Here is an 18,139-nt window from a genome sequence, read left to right as displayed (position 1 = left end):
GGCAGTGACGAAACGCTACCCATCACCACCGACAAAATCCGCCGTCAACGACCATTGAGGTACGCCAAAACCGCCAATACCCGCCGATTGTCGTCGTCACTCGGGGCCAGGTCGAGTTTGCCGAAGATGCTGGCCGTGTGTTTGCCCACGGCGCTCTCGCTGAGGAAGAGGCGCTGGCCGATGGCGGCGTTGGAGCGGCCCTCGGCCATCAGCTCCATGACCTCGCGTTCGCGGGGGGTGAGCCGGGCGATCGGCTCGTTGCGGGCGTTGCTGACCATGAGCTTGGCGATCACGTCGGGGTCCATCGCGGTGCCGCCACCCGCCACCCGGCGCACGGCGTCGATGAACTGCTCGGTGTTGAACACCCGGTCTTTGAGCAGGTAGCCGATGCCGCCGGTGCCGTCGGCGAGCAGTTCGCGGGCGTAGAGCTGCTGGACGTGCTGCGACAGCACCAGCACCGGTAAGCCCGGCACCTGCTTACGCGCCGCCAGCGCCGCCTGGAGCCCCTCGTCGGTGAAGGTGGGCGGGAGCCGCACGTCCACGACCGCGACGTCGGGGCGGTGGGTGACCAGGGCCTCCAGCAGCTCGGGGCCCGACTCCACCGCCGCGACCACGTCGAACTCGTGGGCGCGGAGCAGGTGGACGAGCCCCTCGCGCAGCAGGTGCAGGTCTTCGGCGAGTACGACCCTCATGATCGGTCAGCATACGCCCGGGGTCTTGCCCGGCGACGGGGACAGTCTGATGCCCGTGGCCAGCATGGTCGCACCCAGCGCGATCATGAACGCGACCGTCGGCCACTTGAACGGGTCGGGCATGTAGAGCGCCAGGAACCACGACCGCTCGTCCGCCTGGAAGATCAGCATGAACGTCGCCACGAGCCCCTGCGGGATCAGCGGCAGCCAGCACAGCGCCCAGCAGACGCCGTAGAGCACCCCGCGCCAGCCCGACGGCATCGCGTTGACCGATTCGTCCTCCTCGGCGGAGCCGAGCGCGTCGAGTACCTCGATCGTCGCGGTGGTGCCGGCGCCGGGCGGGCTCGACAGGGCCAGCACGCCGTCGAAGGCCGCCAGCCGCCGTTCGATGCCGGCCAGGCCCCCGCCGGGAACGGCCTTCGCGCCGCCGGGACCGTCGTCGGTCACGGTCACCCGCAGCGCCCGGCCACGCCTGCTCACGTCGATGGTCACCTTGGACGCGTACCGGGAGGCGTTGGCCAGCAGCTCGCTCACGGCGAAGTAGACCGCCGACTCCACCGGCGACTCAGGCCGTTCCATCAGGTCGGTGTGGACCTTGACCTTCAGCGGGCTGTCGAGCGCGAGCGCCCTGATGGCGTCGGCGAGCCCCCGCTCCGCCAGCACCGGAGGGTGGATGCCCCTGACGAGCTGCCGCAGCTCCTGAAGCGCGGTCGCCGACGACTCCCTCGCCTTCACCAGCAGCGCTTTCGCCGCGACCGGGTCGTTGTCGACGAGCTGCTCGGCCGCGCCGATCGTCATGCCGACGGCCACCATGCGGGCCTGCGCGCCGTCGTGGAGGTCGCGCTCGATCCGGCGGAGCTCGGCGGCCTGGAGGTCGACCTGGTCGGCCCTGACCTGGTTGAGGCGGTTGACCTGCCCGACCAGATGGGCGTTGGCGGTGGGGCCGAGCAGGCCCAGGGCGTACAGGCCATAGATCTTGAGAGCGACCGGGGCGGCGAAGAAGGCCGCGACGGCGACGAGGAGGCCCCAGTAGTGGCCCTTGGTCACCGTCTCCCAGATCCCCCACCCGATCACATAGGTCGGGCCCAGGCACAGGACGGTCCTGGTCCACGGGTCGATGATCACCCAGATCAGTTCGCGCCAGGTCGCCGGGTCGGTGACCGCCCAGGCCAGCATGATGTCGATCTTGGGGGACACCGCGCTGCGGTGCCGCTTGCCCTTGTGGTGGAAGTAGCCGTCGCGGCCGCGCACCAGCGCGGGCGGCCGGGGCCGGTAGGGGACGGGGATCTCGATCCCCACCCAGCGGTGGACGAGCATGCGGTCGATCCCGGCCAGGAAGCGGATCAACCGCATGGTCGGCTCGAAGAGGAACACCATGCCCAGGAGCGTGGAGATCAGCACCCCGACGATCGCCACGACGGCGACCGGGATCTGGACCACGATCAACGCGAACAGCGCGAGCCCATAGCCGAGCGATCTGACCTGCTTCATGCGCTTCAGTCTGACGCCGGCCCGGCCCCGGGGGGAGTGGGTGAAGGCGCCCTGAGGGGGTGGGGTTTCCTCCACCCCTGCTGGGTTACCAGACGCATTACCTCCGAGCTCGCGGATTTCTAGCGTTCTCGGCATGGCAATCATCACGGTGCAGAACCTGCGCAAGCAGTACGGCGACAAGATCGCCGTCAAGGACGTCTCGTTCTCCGTGGAAGAGGGCGAGATCTACGGGATCGTCGGCCGCAACGGGGCCGGCAAGACCACGACCGTCGAGTGTGTGTCGGGCCTGCGCAGGCCCGACGGCGGGACCGTCAGCGTCGACGTCGACGACATCAAGCAGCAGGTCGGCGTGCAGCTCCAGGAGAGCATGATGCCCGACAAGCTGCGCGTCCGTGAGGCGCTCGACCTCTACGCCTCCTTCTACGCCAACCCCGCCCCGGTCCAGACCCTGCTCGACGAGGTCGGCCTCGACCCCAACGTCGCCTTCGCCAAACTGTCGGGCGGCCAGCGCCAGCGGCTCTCGATCGCGCTCGCCCTGGTGGGCAACCCCAAGGTCGCGATCCTGGACGAACTGACCACCGGCCTCGACCCCCAGGCCCGCCGCGAGACCTGGGACCTGATCACCCGCATCCGCGACCGCGGCGTGACGGTGCTGCTGGTGACCCACTTCATGGAAGAAGTCGAGCGCCTCTGCGACCGGGTCGCGGTCATCTCCCAGGGCGTCGTCCTCACCGTCGACACCCCCGCCGGGCTGATCGCGCGGTCGGGCGGCCTGCAGCGCGTCACCTTCCGCTCGACCGTCCCCGTCGACCGGCTCAAGGACCTGCCCGAGGTCCACTCGGTGACCGTCGAGGCCGGCCAGGTGACCGTGACCGGCGACGAGAACGTCCTGCGCGCCGTCGTCACCGCCCTCCCCGCCACCGCCGTCTCCAACATCAAGACCGAGACCGGCTCGATGGACGACGCCTTCCTCGCCCTGACCGGCGAGTGACCCGGCGCGACCACCCTCTCCGGCGGGCAGCCGGGGATCCCGACCCACGACCACCTGAACCACACTTCCAAGGAGCTCTGCCTCACATGGCCGTCACTCTCCCCCAGGTCCGCCGCCTCACCTCCGTCGAGACCAAGCTCTACCTGCGCGAACCCGCGGCGATCTTCTTCGCGATCGGGCTCCCGCTCGCGCTGTTCCTGATCCTCGGCGGCACGATCCCCGGTTTCCAGGACGTCGATCCCGCCACCGGGGTACGCCCCATCGACACCCACCTGCCCGGACTGATGATCCTTCTGTCGGTCCTGACCTGCGCGTTCTCCCTGCTCCCGACCGTGCTGGTGGTCTACCGGGAGCGCGGCATCCTGCGCCGGTTGTCGACCACCCCGGTCAGCCCCGTCACCGTCCTCGGCGTGCAGCTGGTGATCAACATCGCCACGACGCTGCTCACCACGGTGCTCATGCTCGCTTTGGGCAATCTCGTGTACGACGTCCCGTTCCCCCGCGCGCCGCTCGCCTTCACCGGGGTACTCCTGCTGGGCATGGTGTCGTCGTTCGCCATCGGCCTGCTGCTGGCCGCGCTCAGCCCCACCTCGCGGATCGTGCAGGGCCTCGGGATGGCGGCGTTCTTCCCCAGCCTGTTCTTCGCCGGCATGTGGGTCCCCCGCGACCTGATGCCCGACGCGCTGCGCATCGTCTCCGACTTCACCCCGTCGGGGGCGTTCGGCGCCGCGATCGTCGAGGTGCTGGCCAACGGAAGTGCCCAGTGGCTGCACATCGGCGTGATGGTCGCATGGGGCGCGGCGGCCGCGGCCGCGGCCGTCCGGTTCTTCCGGTGGTCGTGATTACCCGCCGGGTAATCGCCCGATTGACCCCTCGGTATCTAGGTTCGGAGGTGTGACGATGACCGCAGTAGGCCCGCTGCTCCGCGAGTGGCGCGAGAACCGCCGCCTCAGCCAGCTCGACCTGTCGGTCGCCGCCGACATCTCCACCCGGCACATCAGCTTCCTCGAAACCGGCCGGGCCCGCCCCAGCCGCGAGATGGTCCTGCGCATCGCCGACTGTCTCGACCTGCCGCTCCGGGAGCGCAACCGGCTGCTGCTGTCAGCCGGTTTCGCCCCGGTCTACGGCGAGACCTCCCTCAGCTCCCCCCGGATGGCCGCCATTCAGGCGGCCATCCGGCAGGTCCTCACCGGCCACGAGCCCTTCCCCGCCGTCGTCGTCGACCAGCGCTGGAACCTCGTGGACGCCAACGCCGGCCTCACGCTGCTCGCCGGCGACATCGACCCCGACCTGACCGCCAACGTCCTGCGCGCCTCACTCCACCCCGACGGCCTGGCCCCGCGCATCGTCAACCACGGCGAATGGCGCGCCCACCTGCTCCACCGCCTCCGCCGCCAGATCGCCTTCACCGGCGACCCCGAGCTCTCCTCCCTGTACGAGGAACTCCGCGGCTACCCCTGCGACCAGCCCGAACCCGAAGTGGAGTTCCCCGGGCCGCGCGACATCTTCATCCCGCTCCGCCTGCGCCACAAAGACGGCGAACTGCGCTTCTTCAGCATCATGGCCACCTTCGGCACGCCCCTTGACGTGACCGTGGCCGAGTTGGCCATCGAATCGTTCTTTCCGGCCGACGATCACACCCGCCGAGAAGTGACACAATTCGCGGGATAAGATCAGGTTCTACCCCGGAGGCCCAGCGTGCCGGACCAGGTGTTGAAGAACACGTTCCACATAGACGTCGAACCCAAGGTCGTCCTGGAACACCTGACGACCCCGGAGAACTACATCGGGCTCTCCCCGATCGTCGTCGCCGTCAAGGACGTGGACAGGTCGACCCCAGGAGTCGTCAGGTACGTCTCCATCGAACGGTTCCAGTTCTTCAAGGTCATCAAGTGGCACAACCCCATCGCGGTCGAGCTCTTCAACGACGACAGCGCCGTGTGGGGAGACGTCAAGAGCCCGGGCGGGGTGCGCATGGCCTACCGCTTCGCCCTCAGCTCCGAAGGCTCCGGCACCCGCGTGGACGACGTCCTCAACCTGTCCGCCCCCTCCCTCCTCATGGGATTCGCGGCCGGTGAGGCCCGCAAGGTCCAGCTCGCCCGAGCGCGCATCCTCGTCGAAAGGCTGACGGGTAGCGTGGGAGGACCCGTCTAAGGAGGTCGAGATGATCGTCGTGGCCCATGTGAGCGACACCCACATCGACGGCGGCCCCCGCGCCACCGAACGAGCCGAGCGGGTCATGCGCCACATCGACGGCCTCGCGGTCGACGCCGTGATCGTGACGGGCGACGTCGCCGACAACGGCGCCCCCGCCGAATACGAGATCGCCCGCAAGCTCCTCACCACCCGCCACCCGACGATCGTCTGCCCCGGCAACCACGACGCCCGCGGCCCGTTCCGCGAGGTCCTGCTCGACTCGACCGGCGAAGACCCGGTGAACCAGGTGCTGCGGGTGGGGTCGATCAGCCTCGTCCTGGTCGACTCGAGCATCCCCGGCCGCGCCGAGGGCCGCCTCGACGACCCCACCCTCGCCTGGCTCGACGAAACCCTCACCGAGGCACCCGGGCAGGCGTTCGTCGGCATGCACCACCAGGCCTCGACCCTGCACAGCCCCTATGTCGACGGCATCGGCCTGCGCAACCCCGCCGACCTGGCCGAGGTGCTCGGGCGCCACGACAACGTGGTGGCGGTGTTCTCGGGCCACGCCCACACCGGGGCCGCGACAACCTTCGCCGGGCTCCCCCTGCTGGTCGGGCCCGGCGTGGTGAGCACGGCGTTCACGCCCTATGAGAGCGAGTCACGCCCGCCGGTGTCGATGGAACAGCCGCCGTGGTTCGCGCTGCACATCTACGACGGGGAACACCTGGTCACGCACTATCGGGTGGTTCCGTAGGGCGTCGTCAGTGGGCGGCCATGTCGACGAAGCGGCTGTAGTGGCCCTGGAAGGCGACGGTGACCGTGGCGGTCGGTCCGTTTCGGTGCTTGGCCACGATCAGGTCGGCCTCGCCGGCGCGGGGGGACTCGCGCTCGTAGGCGTCTTCGCGGTGCAGCAGGATGACCATGTCGGCGTCCTGCTCGATTGATCCCGATTCGCGAAGGTCGCTAACTTGGGGACGTTTGTCCGTTCTCTGTTCGGGGCCACGGTTCAGCTGGGAGATCGCGATGACCGGGACCTCGAGCTCCTTGGCCAGCAGCTTGAGCGCTCGGGACAGTTCCGACACTTCCTGCTGGCGGCTCTCGGTCTTCTTCGGGGAGCTCATCAGCTGGAGGTAGTCGACGATCACGAACTTGAGGTCGTTGCGCTGCTTCAACCGGCGGCATTTGGCCCGGATCTCCATCATCGACATGTTGGGGGAGTCGTCGATGAACAGCGGCGCTTGGGCGACCTCGCCCATGCGTCTCGCCATGCGAGTCCAGTCGTCGTCGGTCATGGTGCCGGCGCGCATGTTGTGGAGGCCGACCCTGGCCTCGGCGGACAGCAGACGCATGGTGATCTCGTTTCTGGACATTTCCAGCGAGAAGACCACAGTGGTCATACCGTGCTTAATGGCCGCAGATCGTGCGAAATCTAGCCCCAGGGTCGACTTACCGATGGCGGGGCGGGCGGCGACGACGATCATCTGGCCCGGGTGGAGGCCGTTGGTCAGGGCGTCGAGGTCTTGGAAGCCCGTGGGGACGCCGACCATGTGGCCGCCACGGCTGCCGATCGCCTCGATCTCGTCGAGGGCGGCGGGCATGATCTCGGAGAGCGGTAGGTAGTCTTCGGAGGTTCGCCGCTCGGTGACCTTGTAGATCTCGGCTTGGGCGCGGTCGACCAGGTCGTCGACCTCTTCGTTCTGGCCGCCGTAGCCGTAGGAGACGATGCGGGTGCCGGCCTCGATCAGGCGGCGGAGCACGGCCTGCTCGCGGACGATCTTCGCGTAGTAGCCGGCGTTGGCGGCGGTGGGGACGACCGCGGTCAGCGTGTGGAGGTAGGCGCCGCCGCCCACGCGGCCGACCTCGCCCCGGCGCTGCAGATCGCTGAAGACGGTGACGGCGTCGGCGGGCTCGCCCCGGCCGTAGAGGTCGGTGATGATCTCGTAGATGATCTGGTGGGCCGGCCGGTAGAAGTCGTCGGCGCGCAGGACCTCGACGACATCGGCGATGGCGTCTTTGGAGAGGATCATGCCGCCGAGGACGGACTGCTCGGCCTCGATGTTGTGAGGCGGGGTTCGTTCGAACGACGGCTCGGAAGGACCGCCGGAGAAGTCGACGACGCTCACTTTGCCCTCCCCCCTCGCTCACCCACTCTCTTTGTAGATGACGCCTCCGACAGTTTCCCGCCACCTCACACCAACGGCAACGCAGCCCTGTGGATAACCCTGTGGACAACCTGTGGACGACAGCCCCAAGGGTGTGGGCAGCTTGGGGATTAGCCTGTGTATAACCTTTCCACAAGTCTGTGGATAACGTTCTGAGCTGCTGAAACGTTATCCACCCCCTGTGGATAAAAGATTTTTTGTCCCAGGCAGAATGACTTCCATGTCCCCCGACGATCGCGAGATCCTCCGGCTCGCCATCCCCGCGTTCGCGGCGCTCGTCGCCGAGCCCCTCTTCCTGCTGGCCGACTACGCCATCGTCGGGCGCCTCGGCACGGGCCCGCTCGCCGCTTTGAGCGTCGCGGGCACGATTCTGGCGACCGTCGTCAATCTATGCGTCTTTCTGGCCTACGGCACCACCGCCGCCGTGGCGCGGGGGATCGGGGCGGGGGCGCGGCGCGAGGCCGTCCAGCGGGGGATGGACGGGTTGTGGCTGGCGGCGGGCATCGGGGTCGTCGTGGTCGTGGTCGTCTGGCCGCTGGCGCCGTGGCTGGTCGGGCTGGTGGGCGCCGAGCCCGGCGTCGTCGGCGACGCCGTGACCTACCTGCGGATCAGCCTGCTCGGCGCCCCGGGCATGCTGCTGGTCCTCGCCGGTACGGGGGTCCTGCGCGGCCTCCAGGACACCCTGACTCCCCTGGTCGTCTCCGTCGGCGGGTTCGCCCTGAACGCGGCGCTGAACGCCTGGTTCGTCCTGGGGCTCGGCTGGGGTCTGGCGGGCTCCGCCTCCGGCACGGCCGCCGCGCAGACCCTCATGGCGGTGACCTTCCTGGTCATGGTGGTCAGGGGCGCCCGGCGGGAGGGCGCCTCGCTGCGCCCCGACGTCACGGGCATCAAGGCGTCCGGCCTGGCCGGGGTCGCGATCCTGATCCGGACGCTCTGCATGCGGATCGTGCTGGTCGTTGCCACCGTGATGGCGGCCCGGATGGGCACCGCCCAGGTGGCCGCGCACGGGATCATGTTCCAGATCTGGACCCTGCTCGCCTACGCCCTGGACGCCATCGCGATCGCCGGCCAGGCCATCATCGGCCGCCAACTCGGCGCCGGAGCACTGACGGACGCCCGGCGGGCGACCTGGCGGATGACCCTGTGGGGCATCGGCTCCGGCGTGGTCCTCGCCCTGGGCCTGCTCGCCGCCGGGCCGTTCGTCCCCGGCCTGTTCGACGCCGACGCCGCCGTCACCGCCGCGCTGGGGTCGATCCTCTGGATCGCGGCCGTGCAGCAACCGCTGGCGGGCGTGGTCTTCGTCCTGGACGGAGTGCTCATCGGCGCCGGCGACCAGCGCTACCTGGCCTGGGCGGCGGTCGCCACCACCGTGGCCTTCCTGCCGTTCGCGCTGCTCGCGGGCGGCCTGCCGGGCCTGTGGCTGGCCATCGGCGTGTGGATGACCGCCCGCCTGATGACTTTGGGCACCCGCGCCTACGGCTCGAAATGGCTGATCGGCGGCCCGACCACGACGAAGACCACCAGCGCCTGACCCCGACGGCCCCGCAACGACAAAACCCCCTCCGGCGAGGCCGGAAGGGGCTCGTGTCGAAAAGACCGGCCTAGTTGGCCAGGACCTCGATGTCGACCGAGGCGGCGACCTCCGGGTGCAGCTTGACGCTGATCCGGTGGGTGCCGGTCGTCTTGATCGCGTTGTCGATGACGATGCGACGACGGTCGAGGATCGGGCCACCGGCCGCCTTGACGGCGTCGGCGATGTCGCCCGTGGTGATCGAGCCGAAGAGGCGACCGGAAGCGCCGGCCTTGGTCTTCAGCTTGACCTTGAGGGCGCCCAGCTGACCGGCGACCTCCTTGGCCGTGCCCAGGTCGCGGATCTCGCGGGCGTCGCGCGCCTTCTTGATCGAGGAGATCTGGGTCTCGGCGCCGCGGGTCCACAGGATCGCGTACTGGCGCGGGATGAGGTAGTTGCGGCCGTAGCCACTCTTGACCTCGACGATGTCGCCGGGGGCGCCGAGGCCGGAGACCTCAGTCGTCAGAATGAGCTTCATTTGTCCAAGGCTCCTTTCTTAGCGCGCGGTCGAGGTGTAGGGCAGCAGCGCCATCTCGCGGGCGTTCTTGATCGCGGTGGCGACGTCACGCTGGTGCTGAGTGCAGTTGCCCGTCACCCGGCGGGCGCGGATCTTGCCGCGGTCGGAAATGAACTTCCGCAGCAGGCCCGTGTCCTTGTAGTCGACGTAGGAAATCTTGTCGTGGCAGAACAGGCAAACCTTTTTCTTGGGCTTGCGCAGTGCCGGCTTGGCCATCGTGGTGCTCCTTTCAGAGCCCCGCACGAAGCGGGAATGGTCGCTCGGTGATTAACGGGTGGAGTTTAGAAAGGCGGTTCGTCGCTGTAGTCGCCGCCGAAGCCGCCGCCGCCCTGAGGGCTGCCGCCGCCGTAGCCGCCGCCACCGCCGCTGTTACCGCCGCCCTGGAAGCCGCCGCCACCGGACGGAGCCGGGGACGCCGAGGCCCAGGGGTCGTTGGCGGGGCCGCCGAAGCCGCCTCCACCGCCGCCACCCTGACGGGCCGTCTTGTTGACCTTGGCGGTGGCGTTGCGCAGCGAGGGGCCGACCTCGTCGACCTCGACCTCGTAGACGGTGCGCTTCTCGCCTTCCTTGGTGTCGTACGACCGCTGGCGCAGCCGGCCCTGCACGATCACCCGCATGCCGCGCTGGAGACTCTCGGCGACGTTCTCCGCCGCCTGTCGCCAGACGTTGCAGGTGAGGAACAGGCCCTCGCCGTCTTTCCACTCGTTGGTCTGCTTGTCGAGAAACCGCGGAGTGGACGCGATGCGGAATCGGGCCACCGCCTGCCCCGTGGGCGTGAAGCGGAGCTCCGGGTCGTCGACAAGGTTGCCGACGATGGTGATTGTGGTGTCGCCTGCTGCCATCGGTCGTTGCCTTTCGTATCCCGCCGACGTATTAGTCGCCCAGCGTAAAGCCAGGCTCCGACAAAACGTCAGTGAAGTTCGGGACGCAGCACCTTCGTACGAAGAATGCCCTCATTGAGGTTGAGCTGACGGTCCAGCTCCTTGATCGTGGCGGGCTCGGCCGACAGGTCGACGACGGCGTAGATGCCCTCGGCCTTCTTGTCGATGTCGTAGGACAGCCGGCGACGACCCCAGACCTCAACCTTCTCGACAGTGCCACCGTCGTTGCGAACGACGGCCAGGAACTGGTCGAGTGAGGGCTGCACGGTGCGCTCATCGAGGGACGGGTCGAGGATGACCATCATCTCGTATCGACGCATGCGGAATCCAACCTCCTCTGGACTCTGCGGCCACGACGACTTGCCGTGACAGGAGGAAAAACACGCGTCTTTAGCAGACGCGGCCTGTCAAGGCTACCAGGGCGGCGGTTGTGTCCCGGCCGGTCCGGGAATCCTCAAGGGAGGATAGGAGAAGGGGGTGGCGCCAATGCCACACATCTTGGATCCCGTCGCACGTCCGCCGCGCAGGCTCACGCTCAACACCGACGGCCGGCCCCACAGGCTTCAGAACACCCTGTGTCTGTCGGTGTTCGCGATCGGGGTCTTCGCCTTCATCTTCGGGTTCATCGTGGTCCTGCACGTCCCGGCCTCGTGGCTGGGCGCGGTCGGCTTCCTCGGCGGGTTGTTCTCCCAGTTCATCTCGGTGACGACGCCTCAGCGGGTGTTCAACATCATCGGCATCGTGGGCTCCTTCGTCGGCGCCGGGCTGGGCATCGCCCATGGCGGCTTCATCTGACGAACGTACGTAAAAAGGGCCGTGGCACTCCCGCCACGGCCCTTTTTCATGAAGCTATCCACCGATATGCAGGTCCACGCCGAGCAGGACGAGGAACCAGAGGAAGATCGAAAGAATGGCCTCGGCGATCGTGCGAAGAATGCCGGGCGTGAGGTAGTCGTAGACCCACGCCACATAAATGCCGACCAGGATGTAGATCAGCAGGAGGAAACTCCCGACCCGGTAGCGCATGTCGTCTCCTTATGTCGCGACGCGCGAGTCACAGGGCGCGTCAACCGCACTCGCGACTGCCCGGACGATCACCTTTGAAACGCCCTCGAAAACCCCGTTAGGCTCGAAGGCATGGTGCGAATCGGAGCTCATGTCGACCAAGACGACCCGCTGGCGCACGCCGCCGCCCGAGAGGCGGAGGTGGTCCAGTTCTTCCTCGGTGATCCGCAGGGGTTCAAGGGGCCGGTCATGCCCGAGAGCGCCGACGCGATCCGAGACTCCGACGTGCAGGTCTTCGTCCACGCCCCCTATCTGGTCAACGTCGCCACGACGAACAACCGCATCCGGATCCCCAGCCGCAAGCTGCTGGAGGGGCAGCTCAAGGCGGCCGCCGAGATCGGCGCGACCGGGCTGATCGTGCACGGCGGCCACCTGAACAAGGGGGAGGACCCGCAGAAGGGCTACGACAACTGGGCCAAGGTCTTCGAGCGCATGGACTGCCCGATCCCCGTCCTGATCGAGAACACCGCGGGCGGCGACAACGCCATGTCGCGCCACCTCGACTCGATCGCCCGGCTGTGGGACGCCGTGACCGCCAAGGCCCGCGAGCCCGAGAAGATCGGGTTCTGCCTCGACACCTGCCACGCCCACGCCGCCGGTGAAGACCTGACGGGCATCGTCGACCGGGTCATGGCCATCACCGGCCGCATCGACCTGGTCCACTGCAACGACTCGCGCGACGCCTTCGACTCGGGCGCCGACCGCCACGCCAACCTGGGCCACGGGCAGATCGACCCCGAGCTGATCCTGGAGATCTGCCGTCAGGCGGGCGCCCCGATCGTGGTGGAGACGCCCGGCGACGGCCAGGCCGAGGACATCGCCTTCCTCAGGAAGAACCTTTAATCCACAGCCTGTGGATAAAATCTGCGGATTCCCGGGATCAAGAAGTGGGTACGGGCTCCAGTTCGGGTTCGTCCACACCCTGGAGAGGGCGGCGGGTGCTCCGCCACAGCCGCTCGAACGACAGCACCGCCGCCACGAGCAACACGGCGTTCCGGGCGACCAGCACGAGCGTGCCGGGCAGTTCGCCCTTCCACGAATAGTGTTCCTCGACCCACGGATAGGTGATCCCGGTCAGCAGGGTGGCCGCCAGCAGCAGCCACGCCACCGGCTTCTGGCTCGACCCCGGCACCGAGAACACCACGGCGGCCAGGCCGATGAGCCAGATCATGTACTGCGGTGACAGGACCCTGCTGGTGAGGACGAGGAACAGCACCGTCGTCAGCGCCGCGTCGTAGAACGTGGCCTCGGTCGGGTGGGCCCGCAGCCACCACACGACCAGCAGCACGGCCGCGATCGGGGTGGCCAGGATGGCCAGCTGGGTGGCGGTCTCGACCCCCGGGCCGGCGAGTTCCATCGCGCCGTGCTGGTAGGTGGAGAAGCCGTCCCACAGGCCGAGGGCGCGCAGCAGCACGAACGGCGTGGCCGCCATCGACTCGACCTGGAGCCCGCGTTCCTGCTGGGCGGTGAGGAAGTCGAGCGCGTTGGGCATGACGAGCGCGGTCGCGCCGCAGGCCACCACGGTGGCGGCCAGCGCCGACAGGCCGCCGGTGAACAGTTCGCGCCAGCGGCGCATCCCGGCCAGCAGCGCGATCGGCCACACCTTGATCGAGAACCCGATGCCGATGAACGCGCCCCGGACCGCCGGGTCGGTGGAGGCCGTCAGCGCCGCCATCGCGAAGATCGCCACCATCAGGTCGTAGCGGGCGATCAGCAGCGGCCCGAGCAGGATCGGCCCGAACACCCAGGCCCAGATCGCCCCCGACCCGCCGCCGGTGCGCCGGCAGAACCGCCAGATGAGCAGCAGGATCCCCAGGTCGCACAGGATCGCGATGAGGAAGAACGACACCAGGTAGTCGAAGAACGGCAGCAGGTGCGGCACCAGCATCGGCACCGCCGCGAACGGCGGATACTGCCACTTCTCGTCGTTGTCCGGGAACTGCCCGGTGAGCAGGATGTCCGACCAGTCGGAGTAGAGCCTGATGTCGTTCTCGAACGACATGGGGAAGCCCACCGGAATGATCTGCATCGCGGCCAGGAAGATGAGCACCCGGGTCAGCAGCCACACCGGCACCGCGTAGCGCATCTCAGCTCGTTTCGGTCGCTGGAACCTGTCGACGGCGCAGCACGAACCGATCAGGCGCCCGGTCGAAGACCCCGCCCGCCTGATCGTCGATCCCGGCGACCCTGACGGCGTCGCGGCCGGGCATGAGGATGTCGAGCACGACGAGCACCATCAGAGCGCCGACCGCCAGCGCCCGCGCCCACACGGCCAGGAAGTAGGGGCCGTCGCCGATGCCCTGCGCGGCGTGGGCCGGGTCCATCCCGACGAAGTAGAGCCAGATGGCGAAGAAGTACCAGACCTCGGTGACCTGCCACACCGCCAGCGACGGCCACTTCGGCCGGGCGAGCACCGCGAAGGGCATCAGCCACAGCACGTACTGGGGCGACCAGACCTTGTTGGTGATCATGAAAGCGGCCAGCGCGAGGAAGCAGATCTGCATCAGCCGGGGGCGGGTCGGCGCGGTCAGCGTGAGGATCGCGATGCCGAGCAGCAGGATGCCCACCGCGATCATCGCCATCAGGTTCAGGTGTTCGCCGTCGGCCAGGATGCCCCATTGGTACTTCTGGAAGAAGAACCACAGGCCGCCCCAGTCGACGCCGCGCTCGCTGCTGAAGGTGTAGAAGCGGGTCCAGCCGTCGAAGTTGGCGATCATGATCGGCACGTTGACCGCCAGCCAGACCCCGACCGCCGTGCCCAGCATCTGCAGGAACGGCACCCACTTGGCGGTCCGCACGGTCAGCAGGAAGATCGCCCCGAGGAACATCAGCGGGTAGAACTTGGTCGCCACGGCCAGCGCGAGCAGCGCCCCGGCCCAGTAGTGCTTCTCCCGGGACCAGGCGAGCAGCCCGCCGAGCGCGAGCGCTCCGGCGGCCAGGTCCCAGTTGATGTACGCGGACAGGATGACCGCGGGCGCCAGTGCGTACCAGAGGGCGTCCCACTTGCGGGTCGGCCCGGCCAGCGCGGCCATGCACAGAACACCGATCACCAGGCTGACGCCCATGATGACCACGGTGATGTCGTAGAAGACGACGGCGTCGCCGAACGACAGGCGGCGCACGAACTCCATGATCCCGCCGATGCCGACGGGATATTCGACGTCGCCCTGAATGTAAGGGATCTTTCCTTCATTCAGGCCGCGCGCGAACCAGAGCGGATAGATGTCGGTGTAGCAGAAGTTCGTGTACTGATCGATCCCGGAGTTCCAGGCCCCGCCGAACCGGCAGGCCGACTTCCAGTAATAGGCCAGGATCGCACCCAACGAGGCCAGCAGCGCCAGCGGTACGTACGGAATGAGTCCGTTGGTCACCGCGGCGCGCGGCCCGGGGGCTTCTGTCGTCCGGGTCATCATGAGGCCATTCGATCAGGAGTCGGGGTGTCGCACTGTACCTGCGACACCCCGACCTGGACGAGTCCGGACCTTACGACCGGCGCCCTGTGGACGCCGGATTGGCCTGCGGCTGCGGCGGTGTGACCGGTGAACTGAACGGGTCGTCGAAGGGGACTTCGGCGCCGCCGTCGGGGATGTCGACCTCACAGTCGGGGCTGCCGGGGAAGCACTCGCTCTCGCCGGGCTGGCCGTCGTCCTCCCAGGGAAGACCGCCCTGGGGATCGTCGATGACCTCTTCCTCCGGCTTGGGCGTCGGAGTCGGGCTGGGCACGATGTCCTCGGGGGTGCCGATCCCGGCCTTCGGCGGGAACTGCGCGACTTCCTTGTTCTTGTGCGCCTCGAGCATGAACTCCCGCCAGATGCGCGTCGGGAAGCTCGCACCGGCGAAGCCCAGCGACACCTCGTAGGGCTCGCTGTACGGGTTGGCCATCGTGAACTTGGGGTCGCCCGTCTCCGGAGTCTTGCCCTTCCAGTAGGGGCAGCGGGCCCAGACCGGAGGAACGACCTTGCCCGACTTGGTCCGGCACTCCTCGCGGTACATGCCCACGGCGGCGGAGACCTGCGGGGTGAACCCCACGAACCAGGCCTCCTTCTCCTCGTTGTTGGTGCCGGTCTTGCCGCCGGCCGGGCGGCCGATGCCCTGGCCTCCGGCCGTACCGGACTTGAGGACCTCCTCCAGCGCGACGACCGCGTCGGCGGACGCCTCGGGCGAGATAACCTGCTTGACCGGCTTGCGCTCGGGGTACTTGAGCTCCCTGCCCAGGTAGACGCCCTTGACCGTGTGGTAGTTCACGTGCTTGCCGGCGTTGGCGAAGATCGAATATCCGGCGGCCTGTTCGACCGCGGTGACCGGGGCCGAGCCGATCGAGAACTGGTAGTGGTGCTCGTCGATGTCCTTGGTCATCCGGTCTTCGGAGAACCCGGCGTCGAGCACGATCTGCTTCACCGAGTCGAGCTCGCCGATCTTGCCGGACATCTCGTCGAGCTTGTAGGCCATCGAGACGTAGGCGGTGTTGACCGACGCCGAGGTCGCCGTGATCGCGTTGATCGACGACGGGCCGCCGTGGTCGTTGGTGAAACCGCCGGTGGCCTGGCCGGGGATGACCTCGGGCACCGTCTTGTTGCCGGGCAGCCAGCTGTTCAGGCTGTAGCCCGCGTCCAGCCAGGCGGCCAGGACGTAGGGCTTGAACGCCGAGGCGGCCTGCTTGGCCGAGTCGAAGGGCTCGTTCCAGTTGTCCCTGACGTAGTCGTCGCCGCCGTAGAAGGCGATCACCCGGCCGTTGGTGGGGTCGACCGCCGCGAGGCTCGCGTGCACCTCGCGGTTGTTCGGGACGCTCTTCATGACGTTCTTGACGACCTTCTGGGCCGTCTGCATGAGCTTCTGGTCGAACGTCGAGACGATCTTGTAGCCGCCGCTCTTGATCTGGTCTTCGGTCAGGTCACGGCCCTTGAGCTCGTGGATGACCACGGAGACCATGTAGCCCTTCAGACCGCCCATCTCGTTGAGGCTGGGGTCTTTGGTGGTCTTGGGGAACTTGGCGGTCTTCGGCAGGTCGCCGTACTTCTCCGGGTTGACCCGGGCCATCGCGTTGACGACGTCCTTGAAGCGGGCCTGGAGGCCGGGGGCGTCGGCGTCCCAGTTGGGGGTCTGGATGCGGGCGGCCAGGTAGGCGGCCTGGTTCACGTCGAGCTTGGCCGCGGTCATCTTCTTGCCGAAGTAGGCCTGCGTGGCGGCCTCGATGCCGTAGGCCCGACCGAAGTTGATCGTGTTCAGGTACTGCTCGAGGATCTCGTCCTTCTCCATGGTCTTGTTGATCTTCACCGCGACGAAGATCTCCATGACCTTGCGCTTGAACGAGACCTCCTGGCTCAGGCCGTCGTAGTAGTTACGGGCCATCTGCTGGGTGATCGTCGAGGCGCCCTGGAGCTGCTGGCCGGTGGCGGTCATCCACACCGACCGGAACATGCCGGGGATGGAGATGCCGGCGTCCTCGCGGAAGGTGTCGTTCTCGATCGCGATGACGGCGTCCTGGAACACCGGGGCGATCTTGGAGATGTCGACGATGACGCGCTTGGTGCCCAGGTGCGCGATCGGCGTCTTGCCGTCGGCGTAGTAAATGGTGCTGCCCTGGGAGAGCGCCTCGGCCTGCGCGTCGTTCTTGTCGGGGACGGGGGTGTTCGCGTAGGCGATCGCGATCATCCCGAACACGCCGGCGATCGTCACCGTGACACCCGCCACGACGATCTTCCAGCTCGGCACGAATCGGCGCCAGCCGGTGCGGCGGCGCGGCTCGTCGTCATCGTCGTCGAAGTCGTCGGGACCCTTCGGCCCGCCCGGACCACCAGGACCGCCGGGGCCACCGGCGGGCAGGGCCTGCGGCGGGCCGCCACGACGGCGGCGACCGCCGTTGGCGCCCATCATCTGGGTCGACTCACCCTCGACGGGACGCTGCGGAAAACCGCCGGTGGCGCCGGGCGCGCCCGGCTTCGGGCCCTGCGGGTAAGGCAGGTTGCCACCGGGTGGACGGCCTATGCGCGTGGGTTGACCGGGACTCCCACCTGCACCTGGACCCACACCGGGACCACCAGGTCCTGGACGGCCTGGACCCGCGGGCGGTGGAACGGCGCCCATGGAGGCGGTGTCCTCGAAGGCGGCCTCCTGGCGGCGGCCCGGAGCGGACGGCCGGGGGGCGGGGTGCTGCGGGGCGAACTGCGGTGGGGCGGGGGGTTGTCCCCAGCCGCCGGTCGGCTGCTGCTGCGGGGCCTGAGGTGCCTGAGGGGGAGCCGATTCGGCGGGCGAGCGACGGCGCCGCCCAGGTCGGGGCGCCGGTCCGGCACCCTCCGAGGGGCCGCCCGTCTGCCCCGGGCCATAGCTGCTGTTACTCACGCGTCCTCGATCAAAGTTCGTGGGGAATGTTCATCGACGTCTACTCGGCGTCTGTCCCGAGGACGTACGAGACCACCAGACGGTTCCGGTCACAACCTTGACAGGTCTCCGGCGACCCAGAGGGGTATTCGCCGGATTCATGGGCCATCGGGGCCCTTGCTGACCGTGCTTTTACCCAGCGTGCGGGCATGGTTCCGGGTCGCATCGACCCTCCTGCCACTCCCGTCCGCTGTGACCACATGTGGGCAAGATTACGTCCCTTTGCCAAATCGTGCCCAACCGTTGACCACGT

Annotated in this window: 19 protein-coding genes; 8 read left to right on the top strand and 11 right to left on the bottom strand. The window is 68.2% G+C overall.

Going from position 1 to position 18,139, the window contains the following annotated elements; translation table 11 throughout:
• Positions 1 to 44 precede the first annotated feature (44 nt).
• On the bottom strand, positions 45 to 692 hold the full coding sequence (locus ACYQ78_RS15150) for a response regulator transcription factor (protein ID WP_459801453.1): 648 nt from the start codon (positions 690 to 692) through the stop codon (positions 45 to 47).
• Positions 693 to 698: 6 nt separating this feature from the next.
• Positions 699 to 2,183, bottom strand: coding sequence for a sensor histidine kinase (locus tag ACYQ78_RS15145; protein ID WP_459801452.1), 1,485 nt, complete (start codon positions 2,181 to 2,183; stop codon positions 699 to 701).
• A gap of 133 nt (positions 2,184 to 2,316) precedes the next feature.
• On the opposite strand from ACYQ78_RS15145, the gene ACYQ78_RS15140 reads away from it, so the two are divergent.
• From ACYQ78_RS15140 to ACYQ78_RS15120, 5 genes are all read left to right on the top strand, one after another.
• A complete protein-coding gene (locus ACYQ78_RS15140) occupies positions 2,317 to 3,174 on the top strand; it encodes an ABC transporter ATP-binding protein (protein ID WP_459801451.1) in 858 nt (285 codons plus the stop codon).
• A gap of 86 nt (positions 3,175 to 3,260) precedes the next feature.
• A complete protein-coding gene (locus ACYQ78_RS15135) occupies positions 3,261 to 4,016 on the top strand; it encodes an ABC transporter permease (protein WP_459801450.1) in 756 nt (251 codons plus the stop codon).
• A 58-nt stretch (positions 4,017 to 4,074) separates the two neighbouring features.
• Positions 4,075 to 4,845, top strand: a complete 771-nt coding sequence (locus ACYQ78_RS15130; protein WP_459801449.1) for a helix-turn-helix domain-containing protein — start codon at positions 4,075 to 4,077, stop codon at positions 4,843 to 4,845.
• Positions 4,846 to 4,872: 27 nt separating this feature from the next.
• The gene (locus tag ACYQ78_RS15125) at positions 4,873 to 5,328 is read left to right on the top strand and encodes an SRPBCC family protein (protein ID WP_459801448.1); all 456 of its coding nucleotides are present in this window, start codon (positions 4,873 to 4,875) and stop codon (positions 5,326 to 5,328) included.
• A 10-nt stretch (positions 5,329 to 5,338) separates the two neighbouring features.
• Entirely contained in the window at positions 5,339 to 6,067 is a 729-nt protein-coding gene (locus tag ACYQ78_RS15120) for a metallophosphoesterase (RefSeq protein ID WP_459801447.1), read from the top strand.
• Between the two features lie 7 nt (positions 6,068 to 6,074).
• Here ACYQ78_RS15120 and dnaB read toward each other — a convergent pair whose 3' ends face one another.
• Positions 6,075 to 7,436 (bottom strand): replicative DNA helicase, encoded by a 1,362-nt coding sequence (gene dnaB, locus ACYQ78_RS15115; RefSeq protein ID WP_459801446.1) that lies wholly within the window; start codon positions 7,434 to 7,436, stop codon positions 6,075 to 6,077.
• Positions 7,437 to 7,695: 259 nt separating this feature from the next.
• Between dnaB and ACYQ78_RS15110 the strand changes: the two genes are divergently transcribed.
• Complete coding sequence (locus ACYQ78_RS15110; protein WP_459801445.1) at positions 7,696 to 9,006, top strand: MATE family efflux transporter; 1,311 nt, start codon at positions 7,696 to 7,698, stop codon at positions 9,004 to 9,006.
• A 70-nt stretch (positions 9,007 to 9,076) separates the two neighbouring features.
• Here ACYQ78_RS15110 and rplI read toward each other — a convergent pair whose 3' ends face one another.
• From rplI to rpsF, 4 genes are all read right to left on the bottom strand, one after another.
• Complete coding sequence (gene rplI, locus ACYQ78_RS15105) at positions 9,077 to 9,523, bottom strand: 50S ribosomal protein L9 (RefSeq protein WP_459801444.1); 447 nt, start codon at positions 9,521 to 9,523, stop codon at positions 9,077 to 9,079.
• Positions 9,524 to 9,541: 18 nt separating this feature from the next.
• Positions 9,542 to 9,778 (bottom strand): 30S ribosomal protein S18, encoded by a 237-nt coding sequence (rpsR, locus tag ACYQ78_RS15100; protein ID WP_030452635.1) that lies wholly within the window; start codon positions 9,776 to 9,778, stop codon positions 9,542 to 9,544.
• 65 nt (positions 9,779 to 9,843) lie between these two features.
• Positions 9,844 to 10,404 carry a single-stranded DNA-binding protein gene (locus tag ACYQ78_RS15095; RefSeq protein ID WP_459801443.1) on the bottom strand — a complete coding sequence of 187 codons (561 nt, stop codon included), beginning with the start codon at positions 10,402 to 10,404 and terminating at the stop codon, positions 9,844 to 9,846.
• Positions 10,405 to 10,472: 68 nt separating this feature from the next.
• Positions 10,473 to 10,763, bottom strand: coding sequence for a 30S ribosomal protein S6 (rpsF, locus tag ACYQ78_RS15090; RefSeq protein ID WP_459801442.1), 291 nt, complete (start codon positions 10,761 to 10,763; stop codon positions 10,473 to 10,475).
• 166 nt (positions 10,764 to 10,929) lie between these two features.
• Here rpsF and ACYQ78_RS15085 point away from each other — a divergent pair, with 166 nt between their 5' ends.
• Entirely contained in the window at positions 10,930 to 11,238 is a 309-nt protein-coding gene (locus tag ACYQ78_RS15085) for a hypothetical protein (RefSeq protein ID WP_459801441.1), read from the top strand.
• Positions 11,239 to 11,292: 54 nt separating this feature from the next.
• Here ACYQ78_RS15085 and ACYQ78_RS15080 read toward each other — a convergent pair whose 3' ends face one another.
• Complete coding sequence (locus ACYQ78_RS15080; protein WP_459801440.1) at positions 11,293 to 11,469, bottom strand: hypothetical protein; 177 nt, start codon at positions 11,467 to 11,469, stop codon at positions 11,293 to 11,295.
• 111 nt (positions 11,470 to 11,580) lie between these two features.
• Between ACYQ78_RS15080 and ACYQ78_RS15075 the strand changes: the two genes are divergently transcribed.
• Positions 11,581 to 12,351, top strand: coding sequence for a deoxyribonuclease IV (locus ACYQ78_RS15075; RefSeq protein WP_459801439.1), 771 nt, complete (start codon positions 11,581 to 11,583; stop codon positions 12,349 to 12,351).
• Between the two features lie 37 nt (positions 12,352 to 12,388).
• On the opposite strand, the gene ACYQ78_RS15070 is transcribed toward ACYQ78_RS15075, so the two are convergent.
• From ACYQ78_RS15070 to ACYQ78_RS15060, 3 genes are all read right to left on the bottom strand, one after another.
• Entirely contained in the window at positions 12,389 to 13,594 is a 1,206-nt protein-coding gene (locus tag ACYQ78_RS15070; protein ID WP_459801438.1) for a glycosyltransferase family 87 protein, read from the bottom strand.
• 1 nt (position 13,595) lies between these two features.
• The gene (locus tag ACYQ78_RS15065; protein ID WP_459801437.1) at positions 13,596 to 14,921 is read right to left on the bottom strand and encodes a glycosyltransferase family 87 protein; all 1,326 of its coding nucleotides are present in this window, start codon (positions 14,919 to 14,921) and stop codon (positions 13,596 to 13,598) included.
• 70 nt (positions 14,922 to 14,991) lie between these two features.
• A complete protein-coding gene (locus tag ACYQ78_RS15060; RefSeq protein ID WP_459801436.1) occupies positions 14,992 to 17,382 on the bottom strand; it encodes a transglycosylase domain-containing protein in 2,391 nt (796 codons plus the stop codon).
• Between the last annotated feature and the right edge of the window lie 757 nt (positions 17,383 to 18,139).

The sequence above is a fragment of the Herbidospora sp. RD11066 genome (assembly GCF_054661255.1).
Note: the sequence above shows the minus strand (reverse complement) of the source record. Positions and strands in the feature narration are given on the sequence as shown.

Excerpts from the sequence above, each read along its gene's own strand:
- ACYQ78_RS15150 (WP_459801453.1), bottom strand. The coding sequence starts at position 692 with ATGAGGGTCGTACTCGCCGAAGACCTGCACCTGCTGCGCGAGGGGCTC.
- ACYQ78_RS15070 (WP_459801438.1), bottom strand. The coding sequence starts at position 13,594 with ATGCGCTACGCGGTGCCGGTGTGGCTGCTGACCCGGGTGCTCATCTTC.
- ACYQ78_RS15085 (WP_459801441.1), top strand. The coding sequence starts at position 10,930 with ATGCCACACATCTTGGATCCCGTCGCACGTCCGCCGCGCAGGCTCACG.
- ACYQ78_RS15145 (WP_459801452.1), bottom strand. The coding sequence starts at position 2,183 with ATGAAGCAGGTCAGATCGCTCGGCTATGGGCTCGCGCTGTTCGCGTTG.
- ACYQ78_RS15120 (WP_459801447.1), top strand. The coding sequence starts at position 5,339 with ATGATCGTCGTGGCCCATGTGAGCGACACCCACATCGACGGCGGCCCC.
- ACYQ78_RS15065 (WP_459801437.1), bottom strand. The coding sequence starts at position 14,921 with ATGATGACCCGGACGACAGAAGCCCCCGGGCCGCGCGCCGCGGTGACC.
- ACYQ78_RS15140 (WP_459801451.1), top strand. The coding sequence starts at position 2,317 with ATGGCAATCATCACGGTGCAGAACCTGCGCAAGCAGTACGGCGACAAG.
- ACYQ78_RS15080 (WP_459801440.1), bottom strand. The coding sequence starts at position 11,469 with ATGCGCTACCGGGTCGGGAGTTTCCTCCTGCTGATCTACATCCTGGTC.
- ACYQ78_RS15130 (WP_459801449.1), top strand. The coding sequence starts at position 4,075 with ATGACCGCAGTAGGCCCGCTGCTCCGCGAGTGGCGCGAGAACCGCCGC.
- rplI (WP_459801444.1), bottom strand. The coding sequence starts at position 9,523 with ATGAAGCTCATTCTGACGACTGAGGTCTCCGGCCTCGGCGCCCCCGGC.
- rpsF (WP_459801442.1), bottom strand. The coding sequence starts at position 10,763 with ATGCGTCGATACGAGATGATGGTCATCCTCGACCCGTCCCTCGATGAG.
- ACYQ78_RS15060 (WP_459801436.1), bottom strand. The coding sequence starts at position 17,382 with ATGATGGGCGCCAACGGCGGTCGCCGCCGTCGTGGCGGCCCGCCGCAG.
- ACYQ78_RS15135 (WP_459801450.1), top strand. The coding sequence starts at position 3,261 with ATGGCCGTCACTCTCCCCCAGGTCCGCCGCCTCACCTCCGTCGAGACC.
- ACYQ78_RS15075 (WP_459801439.1), top strand. The coding sequence starts at position 11,581 with ATGGTGCGAATCGGAGCTCATGTCGACCAAGACGACCCGCTGGCGCAC.
- rpsR (WP_030452635.1), bottom strand. The coding sequence starts at position 9,778 with ATGGCCAAGCCGGCACTGCGCAAGCCCAAGAAAAAGGTTTGCCTGTTC.
- ACYQ78_RS15110 (WP_459801445.1), top strand. The coding sequence starts at position 7,696 with ATGTCCCCCGACGATCGCGAGATCCTCCGGCTCGCCATCCCCGCGTTC.
- ACYQ78_RS15095 (WP_459801443.1), bottom strand. The coding sequence starts at position 10,404 with ATGGCAGCAGGCGACACCACAATCACCATCGTCGGCAACCTTGTCGAC.